Consider the following 11,354-nt stretch of genomic DNA (forward strand, 5'->3'; position numbering starts at 1 on the left):
ATGTGGTTTTTTGCAAAAACGGATATTGGCAAGGTTAGAAAGACCAATCAGGACAAAGTATTTGCCACTGATAAGCCGATAGGTAATCTTTGTAACCTTTTTATAGTGGCTGATGGAATGGGGGGACACAAGGCTGGAGATATTGCTTCAGGACTGGCAGTCGAGCAGATTATAAAATCTGTAGGGATAGACGAAAGTAATAATCCCCATAATATCTTCACAAATGCTATAAAAATGGCCAATTCAGAAATTGTGAAAAAGTCAGCTGAGGATACAAATTATAATGGCATGGGTACTACCATTGTGTTGGCATCTATCAAAAAAGGCCGATTATCAGTAGCTAATGTTGGAGACAGCAGACTATATATTATTAACAAATCTATTAAACAGATAACAGAGGATCATTCTTTAGTTGAAGAAATGGTTAAAATGGGAGAAATCGATAAAAACGAAGCGAGAAAACATCCTGACAAAAACATTATTACCAGGGCAGTTGGTGCTGCAAAGAGGGTGTTGGTTGATTACTTTGAGATTGACCTTGAAGAAGGTGACAGGATATTAATGTGCTCAGACGGACTTACCAATATGGTTGATGACGAAGAGATTAATCATATAATTAACAGTTCCGGGGAAGTGGATGAAGTTGTAGACAGACTTATCGATTCTGCTAACTTAAAGGGAGGAAAGGACAATATTTCTGTTATCTTGATAAAACCATTAGAATTCAATGAGGTGAAAGCATGTTAAGACAAGGCGATTTAATTGGCGGACGATATACCGTAGTCTCAAAAGTAGGCTCAGGTGGGATGTCAGATGTATATAAAGCTAAAGATAATAAATTAAACAGATATGTAGCTATAAAAGTTTTAAAACCGGAGTTTTCGGAAGATGAAGCTTTTGTTTCAAAATTCAGGGTTGAGGCTCAGTCAGCAGCAGGACTGGCACATCCAAATATAGTAAATGTATATGATGTTGGTGATGAAGATGGCATACACTACATAGTTATGGAGTTAGTGGAAGGAATCACCTTAAAAACATATATTGAAAAGAAAGGCAGACTCAGTCAGAAAGAGGCAATAAGTGTTGCTATTCAAGTAGCAAAGGGAATAGAGTCAGCTCACAACAATCATATTATTCACAGAGATATTAAGCCTCAAAATATAATTATTTCAAAAGAAGGTAAAGTAAAGGTTACGGATTTCGGAATTGCAAGAGCTGCTTCTACAAATACCATAAATTCCAATGTTATGGGTTCGGTGCATTATATTTCACCGGAACAGGCAAGAGGAGGATTTGTAGATTCCAAAAGTGATATTTATTCATTAGGTGTAACCCTTTATGAGATGATAACGGGACATGTTCCTTTTGATGCAGATACAGCAGTTTCCGTTGCCATAAAACATATTCAGGATGAAATAATTCCACCAAGTGAATATGTGCCGGGACTTCCAATCAGTGTAGAAAAAATCATATTAAAGTGTACACAAAAAAGTCCGGACAGGCGTTATAAAAATGTAACAGAGCTTATTGCAGATTTAAAACATTCTCTTATAAATCCTAATGAGGATTTTGTTAAGATAATACCTGGAGTTTTAAATGACAAAACACTGGTTTTAAGTGATGAAGATTTAGAAAGGATAAAACGCGGTATTCTTCCGGAGGAAGATGAATATCCACAGGAAGAATATAATGAAGGCTATGAAGAATCCTATGATGAAAATCAGGAAGAATATGATGATAATTATGAAGATGATTATGACGAAGACGAGGAACTTTATGCCAAAGAAGATAATGAAAAAGAACTGAATCCTAAGTTGGATAAGGCGATTACAATAGGTGGTATTATAGTTGCCCTGGTTATAGTAGGTATCGTAATTTACATAATATTGTCTTTTGCAGGTGTTCTTAAATCAACCGCCACCAAAGATAAACCATCTACAAACATTTCCACTCAGGAAGAATCAGACAAGGTTGAGATGGTTAACATTGTTGGAAAAGATTACGAAGATGCAAAAGATGAATTAAATAAATTAGGACTTGGAATTAAAAAAATTGCAGAAGAAGAGTCAGATGTTTATCCTGAAGGATATGTTGTTTTCCAGAGTGTATCCAAGGGAGAAAAGATTAAAAAGAATACAACAATTGAAGTTAAGGTAAGTACCGGAAGCAATAAAACAACAGTTCCAAAGGTAGTTGGAATGGAGCAAAACGCTGCCTTCACAGAAATAGTAAAAGCAGGATTAAACTATACTACTTCCCAGGAGTACAGTGATAGTGTTCCGGAAGGTTGCATAATTTCTTGTGCACCGGGTGAAGGAGAAACTGTTGAAAAAGAGTCTAATGTAAACCTTGTTATCAGTAAGGGAGAAGCACCTAAAACAACTACCGTACCATCAGTTGTAGGTATGAATCAGGCAGAAGCTCAATCAACACTTTCAAACAGTTTACTTAATCTTGGCAGTGTTACACAAGAATACAGTGATACTGTTGCAAAAGACCTGGTAATAAGCCAGGATCAGACAGCAGGTGCAACAGTAAATCAATGGACAAATGTAAACATTGTTATAAGTCTTGGACCTGAAGTTAAAACAACTACGGTACCATCTCTTGCAGGAATGACTCAAGCACAGGCTGAAGTGGCTATTACAGCGGCAGGGCTTACAGTAGGAACAGTAACAGAAGTTCCAAGTGATTCCATTACAGAAGGATATGTAATTGACCAGTCAATTGCTTCAAATACAACTGTTGAAGAAGGAACCACCGTAAACTTTACGGTAAGTGCCGGTCAGGAAGATTCAGGAGATGATAATGAGTAGCCTTACCATGGGCGGACGCATAATTAAAGCAATTTCCGGCTTCTACTACGTTTATGTAGCAGGAGCCGGTATTATTACGTGTCGAGCAAAAGGAGTATTTAGAAAAAATAAAATCACTCCTTTGGTTGGAGACCAGGTAAAAATAGAAATCATTTCCATGGAGGAAAAAGAAGGAAATGTGGTGTCCGTAGAGGAAAGAAAAAACTCACTTATTCGTCCTTCAGTGGCAAATGTTGATCTTGCTTTGGTTATATTCGCCATGAAAGAGCCAAATCCCAATTTCAATATACTAAATAAATACCTTGTATCAATGGAAAAACAAGGTGTAGAAAGCATAATTTGTTTTAACAAAGAAGATTTATGCACAAAAGAAGAAATTGATTATTTGAAGTCAGAATTTTCCAAAACTCCCTATAAAGTCTTTTTTATAAGTGTAAAAGATAAGAAGGGGATAGCAGAAGTGAAAAAAGAACTAAAGGGAAAAACTGCTACAGTAGCAGGCCCTTCAGGAGCAGGAAAATCCTCTCTTATAAACGAAATTGTTCCTGATGGAAATGAAGAAACCGGAGAAATAAGTGAAAAAATAAAAAGGGGAAAACAGACCACCAGACATACAAGACTTATAGTTGTGGATGAGGATACTTTTATAATTGATACACCGGGATTTACTTCCATGAGTATAGATGACATACTATGCCAAGAACTTTGGAATTATTTTCCGGAATTTACAGAATATGAAAAAGAATGTCGTTTCGTAGGCTGCGCCCATATAAATGAACCCGATTGTGGAATAAAAGAAGCCTTGAAACGAGGCGAAATCAGTAAATTACGATACGACAATTACACAGAAATATACCAGGAATTAAAACAGGTCAGGAGGTACCGTTAAAGTGAATATATTAGCACCATCGATTCTTTCAGCAGATTTTTCAAAACTGGGAGAGGAAGTTAAGGCTATAGATGAAGCAGGAGCACAGTATGTGCATATAGATGTAATGGATGGACTTTTTGTCCCAAGCATTTCTTATGGAATGCCTGTTATTAAATCAATAAGAAAATGTACAGACAGATTTTTTGATGCACATCTTATGATAGAGGCACCGGAAAGATATATAAAGGACTTTTACGAAGCAGGATGTGACCTTATAACAGTGCATCAGGAGGCAACCACACATCTTGACAGGACAATTCACCAGATAAAAGAACTAGGGATAAAGGCAGGAGTAGCCCTTAATCCGGCAACACCTTTAGAAACCATAAAATATGTTTTACCTATAGTTGATATGGTACTTATTATGTCTGTAAACCCGGGGTTTGGCGGTCAGAAATACATAGATTATTCCACAAAAAAAATCAGACAGCTTAAAGAAATGATTGATGATAGAGGACTTTCAACGGATATAGAAGTTGATGGTGGAATAAATACAAACAATGTAAAAGAAGTTATAAAAGCTGGTGCAAATGTTATTGTTGCAGGCTCTGCTGTATTTAAAGGCGATAACCGGGCTAATGTAAAAGAATTTTTGGAATTAATGAAATAATTGGTGAAAATATGAAAAACATACTTATTATATCCGGAGGAAATCTTTCAGAATATTTTGTAAAACAATACATAAAAGATTATGGCTATGATTATATTATTGCTGTTGATAAGGGAACAGAGTATTTTTACAATAATAACCTTGTACCTGATTTAATCATAGGGGACTTTGATTCTGCTAACAGAGTTTGTGTGGAGTTTTACAAAGAAAAATACGGCAACAAAGTCAAGCAGTTTGATGCTGAAAAAGACTATACCGATACAACTATTGCTGTATTTGAAGCTCTACAGATTGTAGATGAGGATGGACAGATTGTTATTTTAGGGGGTACCGGCAGTAGATTGGATCATGTAATTGGAAATATACAAATCCTAAAGGCAGCCTATGACAAAAACATAAAGTGTTATATTATTGATCCTCATAATCGTATCCACTTGGCAAAAAGTGGTGAAACCATTAAAAAAAGTCAAAGCTATGGAAAATATATTTCCTTTTTTCCATTGGGAGATAAAGTAACAGGGCTTTGTTTAAAGGGCTTCAAATACAATCTGGAAAATTATATCTTAGAATACGGAAAGTCACTGGGGGTCAGTAATGAGCTTGAAAGTGAAAATGCCTGTATTTCTTTCCAAGATGGAATATTACTAATGATAGAATCTAAAGACTAAAAATTTAAAAAAGTAAAAAAAATATAAAAAAAGCGATACCTATTTATTAGGTATCGCTTTACTATTTATTAAAATTATGATATCATTACACATTAGTAGGGTAAAGGATTAATGTATTGCAATGCTAACAAATCACAATAACAACAAATTAAAGCATTGCCGAATTGCATTTTTATCCTATCAAATTTGAAAAAAGACGGAGGAACAACTAATGAAAAAAAGACTTTTGGCTTTAATGCTGGCAGTCGTAATGACTGTAGGTATGACAGGCTGTGGTGGAGGAAACACAGCTAAAGATACCCAAGGCAGTAGCAAGGAAGCTACCACTACAAATACTAAAGGTGGCGGCTCAACTGATCTTAATGTAATGATTGAAACAGGGGTTGAATCATTAGACCCTCAGCAGGCTACAGATGGTACATCATTTGAAGTTATTGCTGATTTTACAGACGGACTTATGCAGATGGATAAGGATGGAAAACCGATTCCTGCTATAGCAGAAAGTTACGAAGTATCTGAGGATGGACTTACATACACATTTAAACTTCGTGATGATGCTAAATGGAGTAATGGAGATGATGTAACAGCTGCTGATTTCGTATATGGATGGCAAAGAGCAGTTGACCCTGCAGTTGCATCTGAATACGCTTATATGCTTTCAGACATTGGACAGGTAGTAAATGCAGCAGATATTATTGCCGGAAACAAAGATAAATCAGAATTGGGAGTAACAGCTGTAGATGATAAGACACTTGAGGTAAAACTTAATGTACCAGTTTCTTACTTCCTTTCATTAATGTATTTCCCAACATTCTATCCAATCAATCAGAAATTCTTTGAAGAATGTGGAGATAAATATGCAACAAGTGCAGATACACTTCTTTCAAATGGAGCATTTATAGTAGACGAATTTGAACCTGCTGCAACAGCTTTCCATCTTACAAAAAATGAAGATTACTATGGAGCAGCTGATGTATCTCTTACAGGACTTTCATATCAGGTAATTCAGGATTCACAGACAGCTCTTATGAGTTATCAAAACGGAGACCTTGATATTACATTAGTAAACGGAGATCAGGTTGACCAGGTATCAGATGATGAAGCATTCCAGTCAATTGGTGCTGGATATCTCTGGTATGTATCACCTAACATTTCAGCAGTTAAAGAGCTTCAAAACAAAAATATCAGACTTGCTCTTTCATTGGCTATGAATCGTGAAACAATTACATCTGAAGTATTAAAAGACGGTTCTCTTCCTACATACACAGCTATTCCAAGAGAATTCGCTTCAGATTTCTCAAAAGATCAGGAACAGTTTAAAGATTTTTGCCGTGATGATGCAGAAACTGCTACTGAATTATGGGAAAAAGGACTTAAAGAACTTGGAACAGATACTGTAGAACTTGAAATGATTGTTGATGATGATGACGCTCCAAAGAAAGTTGCTACAGTTCTTAAAGAACAGTGGGAAACAGCTCTTAAAGGTTTAACTGTTACAATTACAACAGAGCCTAAGAAACAAAGAGTAAACGATATGCAGGAAGGTAATTACGAAATCGGACTTACAAGATGGGGACCTGACTATGACGATCCAATGACATATCTTGGAATGTGGATTACAGATAATTCAAACAACTATGGATTATGGTCAAACAGCGATTATGACGCAATCATAGCAGAGTGTACAACAGGTGATTTATGTACAGAGCTTGATGCAAGAAGAGATCGTCTCTATGACGCAGAGAAGATTGTTATGGAAGATGCTGTTATCTTCCCTATCTATACACAGGCAAATGCTGAGATGGTATCACCTAATGTAAAAGGTATTGAATTCCATCCTGTAGCTCTTAACCGTGTTTACAAAAACACTGTAAAAACAACAGACTAAGAAATAAATATATATAAAGGTTTCAGGGGGGAAGCCATACTGCTTTAGTATGGCTTCCGTTTTGTTAGAGGAAGTAATATGAAGAAATATATACTGAAAAGAGTATTGACATCTTTTTTTACATTACTGGTTATTGTACTGGTATTGTTTATTTTGATGCAATTTATGCCTGGTTCACCTTTCAATGACGAAAAACTGACAGATGAACAAAGACAGGCTTTATATGTTAAATATGGTTTGGATAAACCCATAGTAATACAGTTTGGAAGATATGTTGTAAATATGTTTCAGGGAGATTTTGGAGTCAGCTATAAGATTTCTAAAAATACACCTATTTCCCAGCTTATACAGTCAAGACTTCCAATTTCTATAAATATTGGTGGTATGGCAGTAACAATAGGTGCGTTGGCAGGTCTTATATTCGGACTTATAGCCTCTTTGAACCGGGATACAATATGGGACACCTTGGCAACGATTATATCTGTAATCGGTGTTTCAGTGCCATCATATGTATTTGCCCTGGCATTATCCTTTACTTTTGGATTCAAATGGCAGATATTTCCAATGTTATATTCTACAGCAGATGAATTAAATTCAAGTATATTGCCATCTGTAGCTTTATCCATGTTTACCATGGCCTCAATAGCCAGATTTACCAGAACAGAAATGATAGAGGTTTTGGGCTCAGATTATATGCTATTAGCTGAAAGTAAAGGTATTTCAGGAAGTGCTCTTATATTAAGACATGCTTTAAGAAATGCCCTTATACCTATTATTACGGTTTTGGCACCACTTATCGTAGATTTAATGACTGGTTCACTGGTTGTTGAAAAGATTTTTGCCATTCCAGGTGTAGGAAGTCTTTTGGTTAATGCAATTCAGTCAAATGATTACAATGTGGTAATTGCATTAAGCTTTATCTATTCTGCATTATATATTGGAATAATGCTGGTAGTAGATATTCTCTATGGAATTATTGATCCAAGAATCAGACTTGGAAAGGAGGGAGAATAAATGACAAACATGGAATATACTCCTGTAGAATCTGATTTTGTACTTAAAGATAATAATGATGATATTTCAATCGATACTAATTTCGCCTCCCAAAACTTTTGGAAAGAGGTAGTAGTAAGATTTTTCAATAAAAAAAGTGCTGTTATGGGAAGTATACTTATAATACTAATTGCTATATTTGCCGTTATCGGGCCTTCAATGAACGAATTTACATTTTCAAATCAGGAATTGAGCCAGAAAAATATGGCACCAAGGATTCCGTTTTTGGAAAACTTTGGAATATTTGACGGTGGTGAGGAAATGAGCACCACAACAGGTTCAAAAGTAATTAACAGTTATGTTGAGCATGGACTTGATAATCTCTATTACTGGTTTGGCTCAGATATGTATGGACGCGATATCTGGACAAGATGCTGGCAGGGAGCAAGAGTATCCCTTATAATTGCAGTGGCAGCAGCTCTTATTGATATGATTATCGGTATGAGTTACGGGCTGATATCCGGATACTTTGGCGGAAAAACAGATATGGTAATGCAAAGAATACTTGAAGTTTGTAATGGAATTCCAAGACTTGTTATAGTAACCCTCTTATTACTTGTATTAAGACCGGGCATGCTCACCATAATATTTGCCCTCATGCTCACAGAATGGGTTGGAATGAGCCGAATAGCCAGAGCAGAAATGCTTAAACTAAAAGAACAGGAATTTGTTCTGGCATCAAGAACCTTAGGAGCAGGAAGCTTCTTTATCATATTTAAAGAGATACTTCCTAATATTGTAGGACCGATAATTACTCAAGTAATGTTTTCAATACCTACAGCTATATTTACAGAAGCATTTTTAAGTTTCGTGGGACTTGGTATTCCGGTTCCTGAGTGCTCATTAGGTTCCCTTATTTCTGACGGATATAATTGTTTTACAACACATCCTTATCAGATAGTACCACCTATTATCATAATGGCTGTGCTCATGCTTAGCTTTAACCTTGTAGGTGATGGTCTTAGAGAAGCTTTTGACCCTAAGATGAAAGAAATGTAAGAGGAGAGATATCAAAAAATGGAAGAAAAAGACTTAATTATGAAAATCCGTGATCTTGATATTTCTTTCAAGACAACAGCGGGTGTCGTTCATGCTATCAGAGGAATAAATATTGACCTTGAAAGAGGTCAGACCATCAGTGTGGTTGGTGAATCCGGTTCTGGAAAATCAGTAACCATGAGAGCTGCCATGGGAATATTGGCAAAAAATGCAACAGTTGAAAGCGGTACTATTGAATTTACATATAAAAATGATAATGGTTCCATGGAAACTGTGGATATACTTAAAAAAGATAAAAAATGGATAAGAAAAAATATCAATGGAAAGCGTATTGCCATGGTATTTCAGGATCCTATGACATCCTTAGACCCAACCATGAACATCGGTAAACAGATAATGGAGGGAATGAGATGGCATTATAATACATCAAAGGAAGAAGCTCATAAAAAAGCCGTTGAATTATTAAAAGAAGTTGGAATAGAAGATGCTGAAAAAAGAATGAAGCAATATCCTCACCAGCTTTCCGGTGGAATGAGACAGCGTGTTGTAATAGCTATTGCCCTGGCTTGTGACCCTGAACTTCTTATCTGTGATGAACCTACCACAGCTTTGGATGTTACAATTCAGGCAAAAATAATAGAATTAATTAGAAGAGAGCAGAAAAAAAGAGGTATATCCGTTATTTATATTACCCACGATCTTGGAGTTGTTGCAAAAGTGGCTGACTTTGTCAATGTAATGTATGCAGGAAAAATCGTTGAGAAGGGAACCGTAAATGAGGTATTTTATGATCCAAAACACCCTTATACCTGGGGACTTTTATCAGCAATGCCTGACCTTAATACAGATGATGACAGATTATATACAATTCCAGGTTCACCGCCGAATCTTCTTCATGAAGTGCCAGGGGATGCATTTGCACCAAGAAACAAATTTGCATTGGTTATAGATGATAAAAAAGAGCCACCAATGTTTAAAATCAGCGAAACCCATTATGCGGCAACCTGGCTTTTAGACGAAAGAGCGCCAAAAGTAGAAATGCCGATTGAGCTTAAAAACAGATTAGAAAGAATGAAAAAGGAGGCTGAGAGATATGGCAGTTGATTATAATTCAAAGCCTCTTTTAAAGGTAGAAGGATTAAAACAATATTTTCCGATTAGTAGAACATTTACAGTGAAGGCTGTGGAGGGAGTATCATTTGAAATATATCCGGGAGAAACCTACGGGCTTGTTGGAGAATCAGGCTCCGGAAAATCAACTATAGGAAGAAGTGTAATAAGACTCTATGACCCAACAGATGGAAAAATAATATTTGATGGAACAGATATTTCAAAAAAATTAAGTCGTGGAGATACAAAAAAGCTTAGAACACAGATGCAGATGATATTTCAGGATCCAATGTCATCTTTGAATCCAAGAAAAAAAGTTGAAGATATAATCGGAGAAGGATTAGATATACATAAGAATTACAAAAATCAGGCAGAAAGAAGCGAAAAAATAAAGGCTATTTTAAAAAAGGTTGGTCTTGCTCCGGAACATGCTTCCCGTTATCCACATCAGTTTTCAGGTGGTCAAAGACAGCGTGTAGGAATTGCAAGAGCACTTATTATGAATCCTAAGCTTATTATTGCTGATGAATGTATTTCAGCTTTGGATGTTTCAATACAGGCACAGGTAGTTAACCTTATGAAAGATATTCAAGAGGAGACCGGTTCAGCTTATCTCTTTATCGCCCATGATCTTTCAATGGTTAAATATATTTCAGACAGAATCGGAGTATTACATTTGGGACATCTCTTAGAAACCGGAACAACCGATGAGATTTTTCAAAATCCAATACATCCATATACAAAAAGTTTATTATCAGCCATTCCTGAGCCTAATCCAATGGTGGAAAAAAACAGAGTTGCAGAATCATATGATTACAAGACTTCAGGAATTAATTACAATCTTGGAGTTGAACATCATGTATCAGGTTCTCATTATGTAAAATGTACAGATGAAGAATTTGAAAAATGGACAAAATAATAGAATAATAAAAAGAATTTTAGCGTAGCAGCTGTAAAGGCCGCTACGCTATTGTTGGATTGAAAACCAATAAAACCACCTGCTATGCAGGTGTGTTCCCAATGAGCTTTAGCTTCAAGAAAAGGAAAACCTCCAATGATATAATAGTGCCGGTTCGACAGCCGCACTAAAAAATCAAAGGAGGTTTATCCAAATGGACAAAAATAGTCTAGCACATACAACATGGGAATGTAAGTATCATATCGTATTCGCACCAAAATTTAGAAGAAAGATAATATATCAAAAAATAAGAGCTGACATAGCCCATATTTTAAGTGAATTATGCAAGAGAAAAGGTGTAGAAATAATTGAAGCAGAAGC

The 11,354-nt window shown here is 35.9% G+C and carries 11 protein-coding genes; all 11 read left to right on the plus strand.

What is annotated here, in order from left to right:
- Entirely contained in the window at positions 1-747 is a 747-nt protein-coding gene (locus BM153_RS06420) for a Stp1/IreP family PP2C-type Ser/Thr phosphatase (protein WP_092871904.1), read from the plus strand.
- Positions 741-2,816: a Stk1 family PASTA domain-containing Ser/Thr kinase gene (gene pknB / locus BM153_RS06425; RefSeq protein ID WP_092871906.1), complete on the plus strand. Its 2,076-nt coding sequence runs from the start codon at positions 741-743 to the stop codon at positions 2,814-2,816. The genes BM153_RS06420 and pknB overlap by 7 nt, the downstream gene beginning before the upstream one ends.
- A gap of 7 nt (positions 2,817-2,823) precedes the next feature.
- A complete protein-coding gene (rsgA, locus tag BM153_RS06430) occupies positions 2,824-3,705 on the plus strand; it encodes a ribosome small subunit-dependent GTPase A (RefSeq protein ID WP_092871928.1) in 882 nt (293 codons plus the stop codon).
- 1 nt (position 3,706) lies between these two features.
- Positions 3,707-4,357 (plus strand): ribulose-phosphate 3-epimerase, encoded by a 651-nt coding sequence (gene rpe / locus BM153_RS06435; RefSeq protein ID WP_092871908.1) that lies wholly within the window; start codon positions 3,707-3,709, stop codon positions 4,355-4,357.
- Positions 4,358-4,368: 11 nt separating this feature from the next.
- Entirely contained in the window at positions 4,369-5,025 is a 657-nt protein-coding gene (locus tag BM153_RS06440; RefSeq protein ID WP_092871910.1) for a thiamine diphosphokinase, read from the plus strand.
- 211 nt (positions 5,026-5,236) lie between these two features.
- Positions 5,237-6,913, plus strand: a complete 1,677-nt coding sequence (locus tag BM153_RS06445; RefSeq protein ID WP_092871912.1) for a peptide ABC transporter substrate-binding protein — start codon at positions 5,237-5,239, stop codon at positions 6,911-6,913.
- 78 nt (positions 6,914-6,991) lie between these two features.
- On the plus strand, positions 6,992-7,927 hold the full coding sequence (locus tag BM153_RS06450; RefSeq protein ID WP_092871914.1) for an ABC transporter permease: 936 nt from the start codon (positions 6,992-6,994) through the stop codon (positions 7,925-7,927).
- The gene (locus tag BM153_RS06455; protein ID WP_092871916.1) at positions 7,928-8,965 is read left to right on the plus strand and encodes an ABC transporter permease; all 1,038 of its coding nucleotides are present in this window, start codon (positions 7,928-7,930) and stop codon (positions 8,963-8,965) included.
- Positions 8,966-8,983: 18 nt separating this feature from the next.
- On the plus strand, positions 8,984-10,069 hold the full coding sequence (locus tag BM153_RS06460) for an ABC transporter ATP-binding protein (protein WP_092871918.1): 1,086 nt from the start codon (positions 8,984-8,986) through the stop codon (positions 10,067-10,069).
- Positions 10,059-10,994, plus strand: a complete 936-nt coding sequence (locus BM153_RS06465) for an ABC transporter ATP-binding protein (protein WP_092871920.1) — start codon at positions 10,059-10,061, stop codon at positions 10,992-10,994. The genes BM153_RS06460 and BM153_RS06465 overlap by 11 nt, the downstream gene beginning before the upstream one ends.
- 193 nt (positions 10,995-11,187) lie before the next feature.
- Positions 11,188-11,354, plus strand: a 167-nt coding sequence (locus BM153_RS06470) for a transposase (protein ID WP_143088279.1), incomplete at its 3' end; no start/stop codon positions are given.

Origin of the sequence: Acetitomaculum ruminis DSM 5522 (assembly GCF_900112085.1) — a bacterium.
GTDB classification, from domain to species: Bacteria; Bacillota; Clostridia; order Lachnospirales; family Lachnospiraceae; genus Acetitomaculum; species Acetitomaculum ruminis.